The 17,950-nt window shown below is 72.2% G+C and carries 15 protein-coding genes; 3 read left to right on the top strand and 12 right to left on the bottom strand.

The window, feature by feature from the left end; genetic code table 11:
* Window position 1: 1 nt before the first annotated feature.
* Genes ptsP through ACFOVU_RS03325 form a run of 6 tightly spaced genes read right to left on the bottom strand, consistent with a single transcriptional unit; the run spans window position 2 to window position 4,524 of the window.
* Window positions 2–1,684 (bottom strand): phosphoenolpyruvate--protein phosphotransferase, encoded by a 1,683-nt coding sequence (ptsP, locus tag ACFOVU_RS03350; protein WP_378529776.1) that lies wholly within the window; start codon window positions 1,682–1,684, stop codon window positions 2–4.
* A 41-nt stretch (window positions 1,685–1,725) separates the two neighbouring features.
* Window positions 1,726–1,983, bottom strand: coding sequence for an HPr family phosphocarrier protein (locus ACFOVU_RS03345; RefSeq protein ID WP_378529775.1), 258 nt, complete (start codon window positions 1,981–1,983; stop codon window positions 1,726–1,728).
* A gap of 54 nt (window positions 1,984–2,037) precedes the next feature.
* A complete protein-coding gene (locus ACFOVU_RS03340) occupies window positions 2,038–2,700 on the bottom strand; it encodes an HAD family hydrolase (protein ID WP_378529774.1) in 663 nt (220 codons plus the stop codon).
* Entirely contained in the window at window positions 2,697–3,152 is a 456-nt protein-coding gene (locus tag ACFOVU_RS03335; protein WP_378529773.1) for a PTS sugar transporter subunit IIA, read from the bottom strand. Before ACFOVU_RS03335 ends, ACFOVU_RS03340 begins: the two co-directional genes overlap by 4 nt.
* Before the next feature lie 26 nt (window positions 3,153–3,178).
* A complete protein-coding gene (locus ACFOVU_RS03330; protein ID WP_378529772.1) occupies window positions 3,179–3,421 on the bottom strand; it encodes a glucose PTS transporter subunit EIIB in 243 nt (80 codons plus the stop codon).
* Between the two features lie 59 nt (window positions 3,422–3,480).
* A complete protein-coding gene (locus tag ACFOVU_RS03325) occupies window positions 3,481–4,524 on the bottom strand; it encodes an SIS domain-containing protein (protein ID WP_378529771.1) in 1,044 nt (347 codons plus the stop codon).
* A 192-nt stretch (window positions 4,525–4,716) separates the two neighbouring features.
* On the opposite strand from ACFOVU_RS03325, the gene ACFOVU_RS03320 reads away from it, so the two are divergent.
* On the top strand, window positions 4,717–5,457 hold the full coding sequence (locus ACFOVU_RS03320) for a GntR family transcriptional regulator (RefSeq protein ID WP_378529964.1): 741 nt from the start codon (window positions 4,717–4,719) through the stop codon (window positions 5,455–5,457).
* Between the two features lie 92 nt (window positions 5,458–5,549).
* Entirely contained in the window at window positions 5,550–6,965 is a 1,416-nt protein-coding gene (locus ACFOVU_RS03315) for a PTS transporter subunit EIIC (protein WP_378529770.1), read from the top strand.
* A 525-nt stretch (window positions 6,966–7,490) separates the two neighbouring features.
* Here the strand turns inward: ACFOVU_RS03315 and secA are convergent.
* Entirely contained in the window at window positions 7,491–10,400 is a 2,910-nt protein-coding gene (gene secA, locus ACFOVU_RS03310; protein WP_378529769.1) for a preprotein translocase subunit SecA, read from the bottom strand.
* A 227-nt stretch (window positions 10,401–10,627) separates the two neighbouring features.
* On the opposite strand from secA, the gene ACFOVU_RS03305 reads away from it, so the two are divergent.
* A complete protein-coding gene (locus ACFOVU_RS03305; RefSeq protein ID WP_378529768.1) occupies window positions 10,628–11,041 on the top strand; it encodes a hypothetical protein in 414 nt (137 codons plus the stop codon).
* Window positions 11,042–11,080: 39 nt separating this feature from the next.
* Here the strand turns inward: ACFOVU_RS03305 and hpf are convergent, their stop codons facing one another.
* The 5 genes from hpf to mtrA all read right to left on the bottom strand — a co-directional run bounded on the left by hpf (window position 11,081) and on the right by mtrA (window position 17,616).
* Window positions 11,081–11,752: a ribosome hibernation-promoting factor, HPF/YfiA family gene (gene hpf, locus ACFOVU_RS03300; RefSeq protein ID WP_378529767.1), complete on the bottom strand. Its 672-nt coding sequence runs from the start codon at window positions 11,750–11,752 to the stop codon at window positions 11,081–11,083.
* Window positions 11,753–12,431: 679 nt separating this feature from the next.
* A complete protein-coding gene (locus ACFOVU_RS03295; RefSeq protein WP_378529766.1) occupies window positions 12,432–12,938 on the bottom strand; it encodes a ComF family protein in 507 nt (168 codons plus the stop codon).
* Between the two features lie 378 nt (window positions 12,939–13,316).
* Window positions 13,317–15,191: an LpqB family beta-propeller domain-containing protein gene (locus ACFOVU_RS03290; protein WP_378529963.1), complete on the bottom strand. Its 1,875-nt coding sequence runs from the start codon at window positions 15,189–15,191 to the stop codon at window positions 13,317–13,319.
* Window positions 15,192–15,193: 2 nt separating this feature from the next.
* Window positions 15,194–16,939, bottom strand: coding sequence for an MtrAB system histidine kinase MtrB (mtrB, locus tag ACFOVU_RS03285; RefSeq protein WP_378529962.1), 1,746 nt, complete (start codon window positions 16,937–16,939; stop codon window positions 15,194–15,196).
* The gene (gene mtrA, locus ACFOVU_RS03280; RefSeq protein ID WP_378529765.1) at window positions 16,939–17,616 is read right to left on the bottom strand and encodes an MtrAB system response regulator MtrA; all 678 of its coding nucleotides are present in this window, start codon (window positions 17,614–17,616) and stop codon (window positions 16,939–16,941) included. Before mtrA ends, mtrB begins: the two co-directional genes overlap by 1 nt.
* Window positions 17,617–17,950: the final 334 nt, after the last annotated feature.

Raw genomic sequence — 17,950 nt, 5'->3', positions numbered from 1 at the left:
GTCACAGCCCCAGGTCCGCCAGCCCGGGCAGCGCCTCTCTGGCGGCGCGCTTGGCGTCGCCGGGGCCGCGCGCCGCCAGGGCGGCGTCGGACGCGGCGCGGCACTGGTCCAGCGTGGTGCGCGCCAGCGCGGCGCGCACGAGCGGCAGCGCGGTGGCCCCCATGGAGAGCGATGTCACGCCCAGGCCGGTGAGCACGCAGGCCAGCACGGGGTCGGCGGCGGCCTCGCCGCACACCCCGCACGGGCGGCCGGCGCCGGAGGCGTGCCGGGCCGCCAGGGCGACCAGGTCCAGCACGCCCGGCTGCCAGGGGTCCTGGAACCGGCTGAGCCCGCCGATCTCGCGGTCGGCGGCGCAGGTGTACTGGGTGAGGTCGTTGGTGCCGATGCTGAAGAAGGCCGCCGACTCGGCGAGGTGGCGGGCGCGCAGCGCCGCGGCCGGGACCTCGATCATGATGCCCGCTGAGGCGATCCCGGCCTCGGCCGCACGTGCGGCGAACCACTCGGAGTCCTCGGCGTCCGTGACCATCGGCGCCATGACCTGGAGGTCGGCCTCGGTGTCGCGGGCGGCCTCGGCCAGCGCATCGAGCTGGGACCGCAGCATCTCGGGGTAGCGGCGCATCATCCGCAGCCCGCGCTCGCCCAGGGCCGGGTTGGGCTCGGCGCCGGGCGGCGGCAGGAACGCCAGGGGCTTGTCGGCGCCGGAGTCCAGGGTGCGCACGACCACCTTGGCGCCGGGGAACGCCTCGAGCACCGCCCGGTAGGAGGCGACCTGCTCGTCGTGGCCCGGTGCGTCGGCACGGTCCAGGAACAGGAACTCCGTGCGGTAGAGCCCGACGCCCTCGGCGCCGTTCTGGAGGGCGGCGGGGAGGTCGTCGGGGCCGCCGATGTTGGCGAGCAGGGGGATCTCGTGGCCGTCGGCCGTGCGGCCGGGGCCGGCGCTGTCGGCCGCGGCGGCGGCGCGGGCGGCGGCAGCGGCCTGGGCGGCCTCGACCGCGGCGGGCCCGGGGTCGACCAGGACGGCACCGCTCGCGCCGTCGACGAGCAGGGGGGTTCCGTCGGGGATGTCGTCGGCGGCGGCGCAGGCCACCACCGCCGGAAGGCCGAGGGCGCGGGCGAGGATGGCGGTGTGGCTGGTGGGGCCGCCTTCACGGGTGATGAAGGCGACCACCCGGGCGGGGTCGAGGAGGGCGGTGTCGGCGGGGGCGAGGTCGGTGGCGACCAGGACGTAGGGGGTGTCGGACTCGGGGAGGCCGGGCACGGGGACGCCCAGCAGCCGCGCGACGATGCGGTCGCGGACGTCGTCGAGGTCGGCCACCCGCGCGGCCAGGTACTCGCCGGCGTTGGCGAGCATCTGCCGGTAGACGGCCATGGCCTCGGAGACGGCGCGGGCGGCGGAGGCGCCCTCGCCGATGCGCTTCTTGATGTCGTCGGCCAGCGCGGGGTCGCGGGCCATCAGCGCTTGGGCGCCGAGGACCTCGCGCGCCTGCCCGCCGGCGCGCTCGCCGCGCAGGGCGAGGTCCTGGGCGGTCTCCTCCATGGCCGACGCGGCCCGCCGGATCTCGGCGTCGGCGTCACCGCCGTGGCGCTCGCCCGGCGGCGGGTCGGGCACCGAGCGCGTCAGGCGCAGTGCCGGACCGTAGCCGGCGCCGGAACTGACCCCGACGCCGCTCAGTTTGTCTCCCATGCTCTCTCCCACTGGCTGTCTCCCATCGGCGGTGGCGTCCGTCAACCGTCGTTCACGATCCCGGTCAGGCGGTCCAGGACCGCTTCGGCATCGTCTCCGTCGGCGCTGATGACGATTTCGTCGCCGTGGCGCACGTCCAGCCCCATCACCGCGAGGATGCTCTTGGCGGGGACCGGTTCGCCGTCGCCCTTGGCGATCGTCACCGTTGCGCCCGCCGCGGATGCGGCCTCGACGAACAGGGCCGCGGGGCGGGCGTGCAGCCCGACCTCGGCTCCGACGGTGATCCGGCGTTGCGCCACGGGACGCACCTCATCTCTCATGTTGGTTCCGGCCCCCGGGTGGTCCCGGGGGTGTCACCGGCCGCGCAGGGCGAGCCTGGGCCAGTCGACCTCGGTCAGGTGGTCCACGACGAGGTCCGCCCCGCTCAGCTTGGCCTTGTCGTGCGTGGTGGTGATGGCGACGACACGCATGCCCGCGGCTTTTCCGGCCTCGATCCCGGCGGGGGTGTCCTCGAACACCACGATGTGCTCGGGGGCGATCCCCAGCAGGTCGGCCCCCGCCAGGTACCCCTGGGGGTGCGGCTTGCCGTGGACGACGTCGCCGGCCGTGACGAGCCCCTTGAACAGCGCGTCGACGCCCAGGCGGGTCAGCGACAGCTCGGCCCAGGCGCGGCCCGCCGAGGTGACCAGGCCGAACGGGGTCCCCTCGGCGTGCAGGCGGCGCAGGAACGTCGCGGACTCGGGCAGGTCCAGGACCGGCGGCAGGTCGGGGTGGCGGCCGATCTCCTGGATCTCGGCGACCAGCACGTCCCAGGTGACGCCGGGGAACAGCGAGGGGTCCTCGGCCAGGACGTCGGCGCCGCGGCGGCCCATGAAGCGGTGCAGGACGGTGTCGTCGTGGGGGATGCCGTGGGCGTCCAGGAGCCGCGACCAGGTGGCCATGGACCGCGGTTCGCTGTTGATGAGCGTGCCGTCGAGGTCGAACAGGGCGGCGCGCGGGTGCACCTCGGCGGTCACGTGCCCACCGCCCAGGTGAACAGCGGGCCGCCCGCGGCGATGGGGCCCTCGGCGGCGCCGGTGACGGCCGCCGCGGCGGCGTCCAGGGCGATGACGGGCACGATCGGGGAGAGCCCGCCGGCTTCGACCGCTGCGGGGTCCCACCGGATGAGCGGGGTCCCCGCCTCGACCCGGTCGCCTTCGGCGGCGAGCTTCGTGAAGCCTGCGCCGTCGAGCTTCACGGTGTCGATGCCCAGGTGGACCAGGACGCCGTGGCCCTCCGGTGCGACGACGACGAACGCGTGGGCGTGCAGCTTCAGGATCGTCCCGCCGATGGGCGCGGCCGCCTCCATCGGCCCGCGGACGGGCTCGACGGCGGCGCCGGGTCCCACCATGGCCTGCGCGAAGACGGGGTCGGGCACCTGGGCCAGCCCCACGGCGGTGCCGGGGACGGGGGAGAGCACGGTGAGCATGGCGGGCCTCCTCGGGGCGGCGGGGGTCAGTCGAGCAGGTCGTTGATGTCGTCGGTGAGGGTGTCGGCCTCGGGGCCGACCACGACCTGGACGACGTTGCCCGAGATCAGCACGCCGTGAGCGCCGGCGGCCTTCAGCGCCGCCTCGTCGACCCTGCCGGCGTCGGTCACCTCGGTCCGCAGCCGGGTGATGCACGCCTCGATGTCCTCGATGTTGCCCGCGCCGCCCAGCCCGGCGACGATCGCGGCGGCCTTGTCGGCCATGTGCACAACCTCCAGTGGTAGTACGGGGGAATGTATGCCGAGCCTAGGCGGCGCGGAGGGCTTCCCTAGCCGGTCTGGGTGACCTTGCCCAGTCCGCGGGGGGAGTCGGGGTTGTAGCCGAGGCGCCGGGCGAGCCGCTCGGTGATCAGCTGCGCGGGGACGATCAGGCTGATGGGGGCCAGCCACTCGGGCACGTCGGGCGCCGGGACCGCGAGGTCGCAGGCGCCGGCCAGGGCGCTCCCGCCGCCGATGCCGTAGGCGGGCGCCCCGGCGGAGACCACGCGTTCGGCCAGGGCGACCGTGCCGGGCAGGGTCGGCCCGGAGTTGGCGGCGACGAGGATCGCCGGGGTCGCGGAGTCGACGACGGCGATGGGGCCGTGCAGCAGGTCGGCGTAGGAGAGGCCCATGGCGTGCAGGTAGCAGGCCTCCTTGAGCTTGAGGGCGGCCTCTAGGGCGGTGGAGAACGCCAGGCCGCGCCCGGACACCACCGCCCCCTTGACCCCGACGAGGCGTTCGACGATCGCGTCGACCGCGTCGGTGTGGCGGTCGAGCGCGTCGTCGATGGCGCCCGGCAGCCCGGCGAGCTCGCCGGGGTCGAGGCCGGCGCCCAGCCCCAGGGTCAGGACCGCCAGGGCGGCGAGCTGGGTGGTGTAGGTCTTGGTGGCGGGGACGGCGAACTCGTTGCCGGCGCGCGTGACCAGCGCCAGGTCGGCGGCCTCGGCCAGCGGCGAGCCCGCGCCGTTGGTGATGCCGACCGTGCGGGCGCCGCAGTCGGCGGCCCAGGCCATGGTGTCGACGATCTCCTCGGTGCGCCCCGACTGGGAGATGGCGACCGCGAGGACCCCGGAGAGGTCGACCCGGGCGCGGTAGGTGGTGGCGATCGAAGGGGAGGCGAGGGTGGCCAGCCGGCCGCCGTGCGCCTGGAGCAGGTAGCCGCCGTAGACGGCCGCGTTGTCGGAGGAGCCGCGGGCGATGAAGAGCACCTGGCGGGTCTCCCGGCCCAGGGCGGCGATCTCGGGGGCCAGCGGCAGCAGCGCGTCCAGGGTGTCGCGCAGCGCCGCCGGCTGCTCCCCGATCTCCGCGCGCATGACGCTCGTCGTGGTGGTCATGAGGACTCTTCCCCTCGGTGGTTGTACCGCGCCGCCGCAGCGTCCTGCCCGGTGAGACCCGGTGGAATCGCCTGGCGGGGGGTGGTCGACGGGCAGGCCGCCCGGACTGTTGACACGCCGCGTCGCCTGTGGTCTAGTCCGGCCTATACCAGTAATACCAGAATGTCCACCTACCGAACAGGCACGAGCACCATGGCGATCGACCCCGCGAGCCCCGTCCCGAAGTACGCGCAGCTTCGGGACCTGCTGCTCGACTGGATCGTGGAATCCGGCCTGTCGGTGGACGACCCGGTGCCCTCCGAACGCGAGCTCGGCACCACCTACGGCCTCTCGCGGATGACCGTCCGCCAGACCATCGACCTGCTGGTGGCCGAGGGCAAGCTCTACCGGGTCCCCGGGAAGGGCACGTTCGTGGCCCGCCCCAAGATAGAGATGGCGCTGGCCCTGGCGTCCTTCACCGAGGACATGCGCGCCCGCGGCTACGTCCCCGGCGCCCGCGACCTCACCCGCCGTATCGCCCCGGCCGGCGGGGGCACCGCGCGGATGATGGACATCGCGCCCGGCTCCCCCGTCCACTACATCGAGCGCCTGCGCACCGCCGACGGCGAGCCCATGGCCGTGGAGCGCTCGAACATCCCGCTGTCCATCGCCCCCCACCTGGACGCGTTCTCCCTGTCGGAACGCTCGCTGTACGCGATCCTCGAAGAGGAGTTCGGGATCATCCTCGACTCCGGCGAGCAGACCATCGAAGCCGGAATCTGCGAACCCGCCGATGCCAAGCTGCTCGGCCTGCCGCCGGGCAGCCCGGTCCTGTCCATGCAACGGCGCAGCTTCGCCAACGGGCGCTGCGTCGAGCTGGCACGCTCGACCTACCGGGCCGACCGCTACCAGCTCCACTCGCGCCTCGACCCCCACCTGCCGGGCGGCACCTGACCCTCCGCCCCGGCCGGACCGCACCCCCTGCGCACGCCCCACGTGCACCCGCATCCCACCCGCCTCGCACGACTTCATGAGAGGAACCAGCGGTGACCTCAGCAGCAACCGCTGACAACAGCGGCATACCCCCGGCGACCAAATCCCCCTCACGCGTTCTCGGCGTCCTCCAGCGCATCGGCCGCAGCCTGATGCTGCCCATCGCGGTCCTGCCCGCCGCCGCCATCCTGCTGCGGCTGGGCCAGGGCGACATGCTCGGCTCCAACGGCCCCGAACCGGGCGGCCTCGCCGACGTCGCCGGCATGGGCTGGCTGGTGCCGGTCGCCGGCGTCATCGGCACCGCCGGCGACGCCCTGTTCCAGGCCCTGCCGCTGCTGTTCGCGGTCGGGGTGGCCATCGGCTTCGCCAAGCGCTCGGACGGCTCGACCGCGCTGGCGGCCGTGGTCGGCTACGTGGTCTTCGACCGGGTCAGCAAGTACCTGTTCTTCGAACGCGGCGGCGAACTAGGCGAGGCCGTGACCACGGTCGACGCCGAGGGCGCGAACGTCGTCAACTGGGGGGTGAAGAACCCCACCGACGTGCTCGGCGGGATCCTGATCGGCATCGTCGCCGCGCTGCTGTGGCAGCGCTACCACCGCATCAAGCTGCCCACCTGGCTCGGCTTCTTCGGCGGGCGGCGGTTCGTGCCCATCATCACCGCGGTCGCCGCCCTGGTGCTGGCCGTGGCCTTCGGCTTCATCTGGCCCTTCGCCGGGGCCGGCATCAACTGGGTCGGCGAGCAGATCATGACGTCGGGCGCGGTCGGCGCGGGCGTGTACGGCGTGGTCAACCGGCTGCTGCTGCCGTTCGGCCTGCACCACATCGTCAACTCGGTGGTGTGGTTCGTGTTCGGCAGCTACACCGACCCCGCCACCGGCGTGGTGGCCAACGGCGAGATCAACCGCTACCTGGCGGGCGACCCCACCGCGGGCGGGTTCCTCTCCGGGTTCTTCCCGGTGCTCATGTTCGGCCTGCCCGCCGCCGCCCTGGCGATGTGGCGAGCCGCGCACCCCAGCCAGCGGGCCGCGGTCGGCGGCATCATGATCTCGGGCGCGCTCACCGCGTTCGTCACGGGCATCACCGAGCCCATCGAGTTCGCGTTCATCTTCATCGCCCCGGTGCTGTTCGCCGTGCACGTGGTGCTGACCGGCGTCTCCATGGCGCTGCTCAACCTGTTCGACGCCCACCTGGGCTTCGGGTTCTCCGCGGGCCTGATCGACCTCGTGCTCAACGCGGGCAAGTCCAACACCACGGGGCTGGGGCTGATCCTAGGCTTGGGCGTGGTGTACTTCGCGCTCTACTACGCCATCTTCTACTTCCTGATCACCAAGATGAACCTGCCGACACCGGGCCGCGAGCCCATCGAGGAGAAGCCCTCGGTGGCGGCGGCCGGCACCATCGCCTCGGGCGACCCCACCGCCCCCGAGACGAAGCAGGGCGGCGGCAGCGGCTCACCGCCGGCGTCCTGACCGCACCCTCGTGGCGCCCCGGCCGGCGATTCCGGCCGGGGCGCCGCCGTTATCCCGTGGCCGTTCCCGCGGCCAGTCCGGCAGAATCACGGCGTCACGTGCCGCGACGGGAGGAACAGGACACCATGGGATGACCGCGTCGAGAGCCGCCATCGGGCGGAAGGACCTGCGGGTCAAGATCAGCGTCCAGCACGTCCGCATGGGCGGCGACGAATACCGGGTGATCAGCCCGGCCCGCCCGCTGAAGAACGCGGCGCTCTACGCCACCGGCCGCGACTACGACATCTGCGTGGACCGGGCGGACGGCCGCCGGCTCGGCACGCTGCTCCTCCTCGCCGCGCGGTCCCCCCGGTCGCTGGTCCACCTCCCCACGCGGGCGGCCCCCATGGTCCCCGGGCTCGACGGGATACATGGGCGAGGTGAGCGTCCCGGGCCACGGTCGGCCGACCCTGCCCCGGGAACGGTGAAGGGGCCCCGCTCGCGCGGGGCCCCTTCACCGTGTCGGTGCTACCGGAACAGGCTCGGCTACGCCTTGTTCTTCGGGTCGCCGTGGCACTTCTTGTACTTCTTGCCCGAGCCGCAGGGGCACGGGGCGTTGCGGGCCGCGCCGGCGAACTCGTCGGACTCGGACTCCGTGCGCTTCTCGACCTCGCCGGACTCGCCGGGGGCGGAGTACTGGAGCCGCGAGGGACGGCCGGCGCCGAAGCCGGGCACCACGACGTCGGCCGCGGGCCCGCCATCGGCCTCGGCGTCGGCGGAATCGGCCGTGCCTTCGGCGTCGTCGGCCTTCTCGGCCTCGGCCTTCGCGGCGGCGGCCTCCTCGCCGGTGTCCTCGGGCGTGCCGGGCTCGGCCGGGCCGGTCTCGACCACCGCGGCGGTTGCGGCGGCGGTCGCCGCGGCACCCGCGGCCGTGATCCCCTGGCCCGCGGGCTTGCCGTTGACCTGGACCTCGACGTTGAAGAGGTAGCCGACGGACTCCTCCTTGATGGACTCCAGCATCTCCTGGAACATGTCGAAGCCCTCGCGCTGATACTCGATCAGCGGGTTGCGCTGCGCCATGGCCCGCAGGCCGATGCCCTGCTGGAGGTAGTCCATCTCGTAGAGGTGCTCACGCCACTTGCGGTCCATGACCTGGAGGATCACGCGGCGCTCGACCTCGCGCATGGCGTCGGAGCCGATCTCCTCCTCGCGGCGCTCGTAGGCCGCCGCGGCGTCCTCGCGGACGTGCTGGGACAGGATCTCGGGGGTGAGCGAGCCGAGGTCGCCGCCGATGTCGTCGATCAGCTCGTCGGCGGTGAAGCTGATCGGGTAGACCTGCTTGAACGCCTTCCACAGCTTGTCGAGGTCCCAGTCGGAGGAGTCGCCCTCGGCGGTGGCCAGCTTGACGTAGCCCTCAAGGACCTCGTCCATCATGCCGCTGACCTGGTCGCGCAGGTCGGCGCCTTCGAGGACCTTGCGGCGCTCGGCGTAGATCACCTTGCGCTGCCGGTTGAGGACTTCGTCGTACTTCAGGACGTTCTTGCGGATCTCGAAGTTCTGCTGCTCGACCTGGCCCTGCGCCGACTGGATGGCCTTGCTGACCACGCCGGACTCGATCGGCTGGTCGTCGGGGATGTTCAGCCGGTCGTAGATCAGCTCGACCCGGGCGCTGTTGAACAGCCGCATGAGGTCGTCTTCGAGCGACAGGTAGAACCGCGAGGTGCCGGGGTCGCCCTGGCGGCCCGAACGGCCGCGCAGCTGGTTGTCGATGCGGCGCGACTCGTGGCGCTCGGTGCCGAGCACGTAGAGGCCGCCGGCCTCGACCACCTGCTCGTGCTCGCTCTCGACCTCCTGCTTGGCCTTCTCCAGCGCCTCGGGCCAGGCGGCCTCGTACTCCTCGGGGGTCTCGAGCGGCTGGAGGCCGCGCCCCTGGAGCTCTTCGTCGGCCATGATCTCGGGGTTGCCGCCGAGCATGATGTCGGTACCGCGGCCGGCCATGTTGGTGGCGACGGTGACCGCGCCGAGCTTGCCCGCGCGCGCGATGATCGACGCCTCACGGGCGTGGTTCTTCGCGTTCAGCACCTCGTGGGCGATGCCGCGCCGCTTGAGCATCTTCGACAGCAGCTCGGACTTCTCGACGCTCGTGGTGCCGACCAGCACCGGCTGGCCTTCCTCGTTGCGCTCGGCGATGTCGTCGACGACCGCCTCGAACTTGGCCTCTTCACCCTTGTAGACGATGTCCTTCTCGTCGCCGCGGATCATGGGCTTGTTCGTGGGGATCGGCACGACGCCGATCTTGTAGGTCTGGCTGAACTCCGCGGCCTCGGTGGCGGCCGTACCGGTCATGCCGGCCAGCTTGTCGTAGAGGCGGAAGTAGTTCTGGAGGGTGACCTTGGCGAGGGTCTGGTTCTCGTCCTTGATCCGCACGCGCTCCTTGGCCTCGATGGCCTGGTGCATGCCCTCGTTGTAGCGGCGGCCCCGCAGGACGCGGCCGGTGAACTCGTCGACGATGAGCACCTCGCCGTCTTTGACGATGTACTCCTTGTCGCGCCGGTAGAGCTCCTTGGCCTTCAGCGAGTTGTTCAGGAAGCTGATCAGCGGGGTGTTGACGGACTCGTAGAGGTTGTCGATCCCCAGCCAGTCCTCGACCTTGGCGACGCCGCTCTCGGTGATCCCGACCGTGCGGTTCTTCTCCTCGACCTCATAGTCGGTCTCGCGCTTGAGGCGGGGGGCGATCTTGGCGAATTCCGCGTACCACCGCGAGTTCTGCTCGGCGGGGCCGCTGATGATCAGCGGAGTTCTGGCCTCGTCGATGAGGATGGAGTCGACTTCGTCGACGATGGCGAAGGCGTGCTCGCGCTGCACGGTCTCGGCGAGCGAGAGCGCCATGTTGTCGCGCAGGTAGTCGAAGCCGAATTCGTTGTTGGTGCCGTGGGTGATGTCGGCCTGGTAGGCGGCCCGGCGGTCGGCCTTGGACATGTCGGGCGAGATGATGCCGACCTCGAGGCCCAGGAACTGGTAGATGCGGCCCATGTTCTCGGCGTCGCGCCGGACCAGGTAGTCGTTCACGGTGATCACGTGAACGCCCTTGCCGGCCAGCGCGTTGAGGTAGACCGCGAGGGTGGCGGTGAGGGTCTTGCCCTCACCGGTCTTCATCTCGGCGATGTTGCCGAAGTGGAGGGCCGCACCGCCCATGAGCTGGACGTCGAAGTGCCGCTGGCCCAGCGTGCGCTTTGCGGCCTCGCGCACCGTGGCGAAGGCCTCGGGCAGCAGGTCGTCCAGAGACTCGCCGTCCTTGTGCCGCTCGCGGTATTCATCGGTGAGTTCGCGCAGCTCGGCGTCGCTGAGGTCGACGAAGTCGTCCTCGATCGAATTGGTCTGGTCCTTGAGCTTTTTGAGCTTGCGCAGGATCTTGCCTTCGCCCGCGCGGAGGACCTTGTCGAGTATGCCTGGCACTTCCTATGCGCTCCTCGCAGTACTGGGCCCGCGTCCGGAGGCGGGACGGATCCTTGACCCCCAGCTTTCCATCGTAGGCGAGCCTATTGCCTCACTGGCCCCCCGCGCCTCTCCGCGCGATCCGCTTGTGGACACGTCGCGAAGGAGCGCGGGTTCAACCCCCCGGTCTCGGGTAATGGCGGTCGAGACGTACAAATGTAGCCGTCCGGTATCGGGGGGTGCCGATCATGGCCGACGCCGACCGCAACGATCCGAACACCTTCATCCGCGGATACCAGGCCGAGGGAGGGACGTGGGCGCCCACCACGACCCACCGCGGCCGGGCGAGGTCGTGGGTGGCCGTGGCCCTGCTGATCGCCGGGTTCACGCTCGCGGGGGTCTCGCTGGTCCTCGGCCCCGCCTGGTGGCTGCTGATCACCGGTGCCGTGCTGATGGTGCTCGGCGCGATCGTGAGCCTCGCGACCGACATCTTCACCGACGTGGTGCTGGACGACCCCCGCCACGAGACCGAGGAGAAGCACTCGACCCCGCTCCACCGGATCAAGCGCCACCACCGGACGGTCCGCGCCGAGGAGCAGGAGAACGAGGCCGCGGAAGCAACGGAGACGGCCGAGCGGGAAACACGGGCCGAAGGCCGGTGAGCCGGCCTTCGGCACCGCGGGGGCCGCGTGCGGCGGTGGTCAGTCGACCAGGCGGAGGACACCGTAGTTGAAGCCTCGGCGCCGGTAGACGACGCTGGGGGAATCGCGTTCTTCGTCGTGGAACAGGTAGAAGTCGTGACCCACGAGTTCCATCTCCATCAGGGCCTGGTCGATGGTCATCGGCTTGGCCGAGTGGAACTTCTCGCGCACGACCAGCGGCGCCGTGCCCTGCGTGGCGAGTTCGACGAACTCGTCGGCGAAGCGGCCGTCGACCTCGGTGCCGTCGAACTCGGCGAGGTCGTCGGCGGCCGGTGACGGCGCCGGCGGCGGCGGTGCCACGGGCCCCATGCCGTTGCCGCCGAGGCCGGCGGTGGCCACCGCCACGGACACGGGGGCGCGGCTGCCCTTGCCCGGCTTGCGGCGGTCGGCGGCCTTGCGCAGTCGCGCCTCGATACGGTCCAGCGCCTGGTCAAGTGCGTTGTAGCGGTCGTCCGAGGATGCCTCGCTGCGGACGACGGGGCCGCTGGAGTGGATGGTCAGTTCGACCCGCTCGCGCTGGTCGGCGAGCCTGGGGTTGCGCTCCTTGGACACCTCCACGTCGATGACCATGCCCGAGCGCTCCCACTTGGCGAGCTTCCCGAGCTTGTTCTCGACGTGCTGCCGGAACTTGCTGCTGACACCTGTGCGTCGACCCTTGACGATGATGTCCACAAGACCCCCTTCATCGTGCCGCCGCCTTGCGGCCGCGGCCGGCTCTCAATCCGCCCTGCGCCGTCGGCGCCGGGCTGCGTTCGGCGCTTCTCCTCTCGTCGGCCGCGACCGGGGGTGCGGCCCGTGTGGGAGTTGGGAGAGGTGTATACCCGCGTGGCCACCTGCCACGCCTACAAAAACCACAGGCCGGCGCCCTGGTTCGGGCATGCCGGCCTGCTCAATGGATGGACATGTCACCCGCCCGGCCGACCTGGTCTTCGTCCCCACATCCGCCTGCTGAGGGTCTCGCCGCGCTTTTGTGCGACTACTGCCCTTCTCCCGGCCGGGAGGGACATCGGATCCCTCCGCGGGGCAGGGCTTACCTCTAAGCCGCACCGTGATCGGTCGACGAAAAGTCGCCTTACGTGGGCCGTTTCGCCTGCGGCTGGCATCGGCTTGCCGAACTGGCGCCCCCTCAACAGGGGCGCGACCTCCGGCGCAACCACGGACCCGGGCGGGTGCCATGTCCTGAACGCTAACCCGAGAAGCGGCGGATGTCAGGTGCCGATCCACCGGGCATCCCGTGGAAAGCGCCCGTTTGCCCCCACACATCACCGGAGGTGGAAGAAACCGGACCGCTGCGTAAAACTTTCTTGACGGTCCGCCGTCGAACGGGGGCTTCCTCCGGTCACCGTTGAGGTTACCGGCGTTCGGCGAGTACAGCGGCGCCGACCACGTCTTTCCCCGCCGCGCGGAGGGCCCGGGCGGCCTCGGCGAGGGTGGCGCCCGTGGTCAGGATGTCGTCGACGACCACCACGGGCTCGCGGATCGCGGCGGCGTTGCGCGGGTGGGCCTCCAGCGCCCCGGCGAGGTTGGCCCGGCGGTGCTCGCGTCCCAGCCCCACCTGGTCGGCCACGCGCCGCCGGTGGCGCAGGGCGGGCACGACGCGCGGCGGATGCGCGGAGCCGGGCCCGGCACGCGCGGCCGCGCACGCGAGCAGCAGCACGGGGTCGTATCCGCGCCGGCGCCGCGCCCCGGGGCGCGGCGCCACCGGGACCAGCACGAAGCCGGGGTGGGCCGCCCCGGCCTGGGCGACCGCGCGAGCCAGGCGGGCACCCAGGGGCGCCGCGAGGGCGCGCGCGTGCCGCTCCTTGAAGGCGAGCAGCAGGGAGCGGTCGCGCCCCGCGTAGGGCCCGGCCGCCCACACCGGCGGACACCCGGGGCGCGACCGGCACCGCCGCGGCGGCCCAGGGAGGTCCCGCGCGCACGCGGGGCAGAGCACGCTCCCCGGTGCCGAACATCCGGCACAGGATTCGCCCAGGATGAGATCGGCCAGCGCGGAACAGGCCCGGGTCAGCGATCGAACGCTCGCGCCGACCGCGGAGGAGACGGCGGCGGAGGAGGCACGGACGGACGAGGCGGTGGCGGCGACGGCCGAAACGACCGCGGCGAGCAGTTTTCCCATGAACCCAGCGTGACCGTCCGCGCCACCCCCCGCCATCCCGATTCCCAGGCTGTGGACAACCCGGACCGGCACCCGCCACGTGGTGTTCCGGGCACCGGGCGCGTCGAGGCGCCCCCCAGGTCAGCCCGGGTAGACCGGGTTGGTGCCGTCGGCGGCGCGCTGCCAGCTGATGCGGTCGTTGGTCATCCAGATCTGGTCGTCCTCGGAGCTGGAGAGCAGAGGACGGCCCGGGGCGGCCGAGATCGCGGCCATGTCGGCGCCCGAGGGGGCGCCCGCGCTGGTGGTCTCGGTGCTGCCGTCGAGCGATACCAGGAACCCCTGGTCGGCGTCGCGGTCCTTGCGCCCGAGGGCGACGAGCTGGTCGCCGCCGCGCCAGGCGACGTCGGAGACGTCGCGCAGCTCACGGGCCAGCGGCAGGAAGCCGCCCGCCGCCGCTGTGCCGTCGTCGCGGTGCACGATGCGCCCGACCATCAGCCGCCCGCCGTCGTCGGCGGAGTCGCGGCCCACGATCGCCAGCCGGGTGCCGTCGCGCGATACCCGCACCTGGCTGACCAGCGTGCCGCTCAGCTCGGGTACCTCGACCTCCACCGGGTCGGTGCCGCCGTGCAGCAGCCACAGCCGGGTGCCCAGGCGCGGTTCGGCCGGGGCGGACGGGCTCGGGGCGGGGCCGGGGTCGTCGCCGGCGCGCTCGGTGTCCTCCTCGACGGCCTCGGCGTCGTCCTCGCGCGCCGCGGCGGCGTCCTCGGAGACGTCCTCGGCCACCCACAGGTCGCCGTAGGCGTCCCAGGACACGGACGTGTACTCGCCGCCGGAGAGCACCGGCACGTACTCGCCGCCCTCCTCGGTCCGGCCCACGACCACCTCCTCGCGCCCGGCCCGGATGCCGGCCACATGCCGCTCGTCCAGGGCGACCGCGTGCTGCTCCAGCGGGGTGTCGCCGACACCGGGGGCGCCCTCGACCCGCCGCTCCTGCGGCTGGGAGTCCTGCTGCCCGGGGGTCAGCGCCCACAGCTGGGAGTCGCGGACGAAGTAGGCGTCGAGGTCGTTGCCGACGCCCGCGGGGTCGACGGTGTCCCACTCGCCGCCGGTGATCAGGTCGTCGCCATCGGTGCCGGGCAGCTCGACCTCCTCGCCGTCGATGCGCACGGACAGCTCCTCGACCTCTGGGAGCTGCTTGAGCGTCCACACGAGCTGGGCGCCCATGCCGAACCGGTTCTCCGTGCCGCCGGGCGCGGCGGAGAGTTCGACCGTGACGCGGCCGGAGTCGTAGGCGACGTCGGCGCTGGTGTGGTCGCCGAAGGCGGAGTCCACGGCCGGGTCCAGCCAATTGGTCGGCCCGCCGACCAGCATCTTCACCAGCCGGGTGGCGAGGTTGTCGCTGCCGACCGGCAGGAAGACGGGGTCGGGCACCAGGCTGGAGCGGTCGGCGTTGAAGTAGTAGAGGTTCAGCGGCCGGTAGGCGAGTTCGACGTCGCGGCGGCTGAGGATCAGCGTGTCGGGCAGGTCGATGATCCGCCACTCGCCGTCGCCGTTGCGGGCGAGCCGGTAGGTGGCTTCGATCATCTGCCCGGCACCGGCGGGCACGTACTGCCCGCTGCCGTCGATGGCGGCCACCCGGCTGCTGCGCAGCCGGACGGTGGCGGACTCGCCGTCGGCGGCGGTCTCGGCGTCGACCGCGACGGCGTCCATGTCTTCGTAGACGAGCACGTCGCCATCGGGCGCCCAGTCGGCCTGGCGTCCGGGGCTGAGGTACTCGCGGGCGGTCCCGTGATTGTCGGTGAAGCTGCCCATGCCCTTGAGGAACCCGCGGACCAGGCCCTCTTCGCCTACACCGGGCTGGGGGCCGGCGGGCAGCATGCGCACGTAGCTGCCGTAGGGGTCGGTGGTGTCGCCGCTGCCCGAGCCCTGGGTGACGGCGCCGCCGCTGGGCACCGTGGCGCAGGCGGACAGCGTGAGGGCGAGCAGCGCCGCGGAGGGCGCGACCGCTCTGGACATGCTCACAAAGCCTCCCCGGCCTGCGGCCGTGCGATGTCGGGGCCGCCGATGACGGCGGAGAACCCCGGCCGCGAACGGCCGATGGCCATCTCGGGCGGGGCGAGCGGCAGCGGCGACCCGCGCAGCTCCTTGCCCGCCTTGCGCGGCAGCGACAGCCGGAACTGCGAGCCCTTGCCGGGCATGCCCCACGCCTGGAGCCACCCGCCGTGCAGCAGCGCGTCCTCCTTGGCGATCGACAGCCCCAGCCCCGTGCCGCCGGTGGTGCGGGCGCGCGCGGGGTCGGCGCGCCAGAACCGGTCGAAGCACAGGTGCTCCTCGCCCTCCTTGAGGCCGACGCCGAAGTCGCGCACGGCCACCGCGACGGCGTCGCGGTCGCCCGCTGCGGTCACGATGACGTCTTTGCCCTCGCTGTGCTCGATCGCGTTGACGACCAGGTTGCGCAGGATGCGGCTGATCCGGCGGGAGTCGTACTCGGCCACGCAGGGGTCGGCGGGCAGCCGCAGCACGACCTTGATCCCGCGCTTCTCGGCGATCTGCTCGGCGTCGCCGACCGCCTTCATGACGGCGTCGCGGATGTCGCCGGACTCCAGTGCGAGGGTGGCCGCGCCCGCGTCGTGCCGGCTGATCTCCAGCAGGTCGGCGAGGAGCTCCTCGAACCGCTCCAGCTGGCTCTGGAGCAGCTCCACAGAGCGGCCCATGGTTGGTTCGAGGTCGTCGCGGTCCTCGTAGAGCAGGTCGCCGGCCATGCGGATGGTGGTCAGCGGGGTGCGCAGCTCGTGGGAGACGTCGGAGACGAACTGGCGCTGCACCTTGGACAGCTCCTCCAGCTCGTGGATCTTCTCCTGGAGGTTGCCGGCCATGTCGTTGAACGACATGGCGAGGCGGGCGAGGTCGTCCTCGCCGCGGACCTTCATGCGCTCGGCGAGGTCACCCGATGCCAGCCGCTCGGCCGACCCCGCGGCCAGCCGCACGGGGATGACCACCTGGCGGGTGACGATGTAGGCGACGACGACGAGCAGGATCACCAGCGCCGATCCCACGAACACGACGGTGTTCTGCACCAGGTCGAGCATCTGCTGCTCGTGGTCGAGCGGGAACAGGTAGTACAGCTCGTAGGCGTGCGACATGCGCGCGCCCACGGCGAGGCCGGGCTCGCGGGTGTCGCCGCGGATGATCTCGGTGTAGGTGACGTACTGCTGCTCGAGTTCGAGGCTCGCGCCGACGTCGTCGCGCAGCCGCCGGGGCACGCTGGCCTCGTCGACGGTGGCGTAGCCGCTGAGGCCGCCGACATCGGGCAGGATGACCACCTCGTACAGGCCGGTGGTCCCGCTGCTGTTGCTCAGCTCCTCGGTGATCTGGGCGAGCCGGCCGTCGGGGTCGGACGCCTGGTCGCCGTCCTGGAGGGCGTTGACCGCCGCGGTGAGGCCGGCCTTGTGGTCGTTGAGCGCGGCGGTGCGCTTGGCTTCGAGCAGCCCGGTGAGCACCTGCTGGACGAGGAAGAACCCCAGGACGGCGGTGACCAGCGCGGAGATGAGCAGCGTGGTGGTGACCACCCGCAGCTGGAGCGAGCGCCGCCAGCGGGAGTGCACGCCGCGCACGAGTCCGCGGGCGGCGCGCTGGGCCGCGAGGTAGCCGCGCAGCAGCTGGCCGAGCGCGTTCTGCCAGCGCGATGCGGCGGCGCCCTCGCCATCGCCAGGGTTCGCCGCGCTCGCGCCGCCGTCGGGCGCTGCCGCCGTGCCGGTACCGATCAGGCGGTACCGGCCTTGTAGCCGACCCCCCGCACGGTCACGACGACCTCAGGGTGCTCGGGGTCCTTCTCGATCTTGGCCCGTAGCCGCTGCACGTGCACGTTGACCAGGCGGGTGTCGGCGGCGTGCCGGTAGCCCCAGACCTGCTCCAGCAGGACCTCGCGGGTGAAGACCTGCCGCGGCTTGCGGGCCAGCGCCACCAGGAGGTCGAACTCCAGCGGGGTGAGGCTGATCGGCTCGCCTTCGCGGCGCACCGAGTGCCCGGCGACGTCGATGGTGATGTCGCCGATCTGGAGCACCTCGGGCGCGGGCTCCTCGGTGCGGCGCAGCCGCACGCGGACCCGGGCCACGAGCTCCTTGGGCTTGAACGGCTTGACGATGTAGTCGTCGGCGCCGGACTCAAGGCCCAGGACGACGTCGACGGTGTCGCTCTTGGCGGTGAGCATCACGATCGGCACGCCGGACTCGGCGCGGATCTGGCGACAGACGTCGATGCCGTCGGCCCCGGGCAGCATGAGGTCGAGCAGCACGAGGTCGGGCTTGGTCTCGCGGAATGCTTCGAGCGCTTTGTCGCCGTCGTGCACGAATGAGGGCTCGAAGCCTTCGCCTCTGAGGACGATGCCCAACATTTCGGCGAGAGCGAGGTCGTCGTCGACGACCAGTACGCGTCCCTTCATCGATGTATCCGGCGCGGGTCCGCCCCCGTGACGGGTGGCTGCTGCGCGCCTGCTCCTTTCCGGACACTCAAGCGGCGAAAACTTCGATCTGTTCTCCGGGGTCCCGCCAGGGAACCGTCCTCCCGGCCCAACCTTGCCATCATTTGCCGTGGGGAGTTCATCGTTCGTTCGGCCGCCCCCCGTGTGAGCCACCGGACCGCCGCGGCGGCGGAGCCGTCCTCCCTGGCCAGGTCCCCTGGGACAGACTGCCGCCTGGGTCGTCGCCCGTCCAGAGCAGATTGATCACTCTGTGCACGCGACGCGGTCGGTCGATATCCGAAAGCATACAAAAGGA

The organism is Nocardiopsis sediminis, assembly GCF_042650565.1.
In the GTDB taxonomy this organism is placed as follows: Bacteria; Actinomycetota; Actinomycetes; order Streptosporangiales; family Streptosporangiaceae; genus Nocardiopsis_B; species Nocardiopsis_B sediminis.
Note: the sequence above shows the minus strand (reverse complement) of the source record. Positions and strands in the feature narration are given on the sequence as shown.

Coding starts and splice junctions, on each gene's coding strand:
- ptsP (WP_378529776.1), bottom strand. CDS start 1,684: ATGGGAGACAAACTGAGCGGCGTCGGGGTCAGTTCCGGCGCCGGCTAC.
- ACFOVU_RS03335 (WP_378529773.1), bottom strand. CDS start 3,152: ATGCTCACCGTGCTCTCCCCCGTCCCCGGCACCGCCGTGGGGCTGGCC.
- ACFOVU_RS03325 (WP_378529771.1), bottom strand. CDS start 4,524: ATGACCACCACGACGAGCGTCATGCGCGCGGAGATCGGGGAGCAGCCG.
- ACFOVU_RS03320 (WP_378529964.1), top strand. CDS start 4,717: ATGGCGATCGACCCCGCGAGCCCCGTCCCGAAGTACGCGCAGCTTCGG.
- ACFOVU_RS03305 (WP_378529768.1), top strand. CDS start 10,628: ATGGCCGACGCCGACCGCAACGATCCGAACACCTTCATCCGCGGATAC.
- ACFOVU_RS03290 (WP_378529963.1), bottom strand. CDS start 15,191: ATGTCCAGAGCGGTCGCGCCCTCCGCGGCGCTGCTCGCCCTCACGCTG.
- mtrA (WP_378529765.1), bottom strand. CDS start 17,616: ATGAAGGGACGCGTACTGGTCGTCGACGACGACCTCGCTCTCGCCGAA.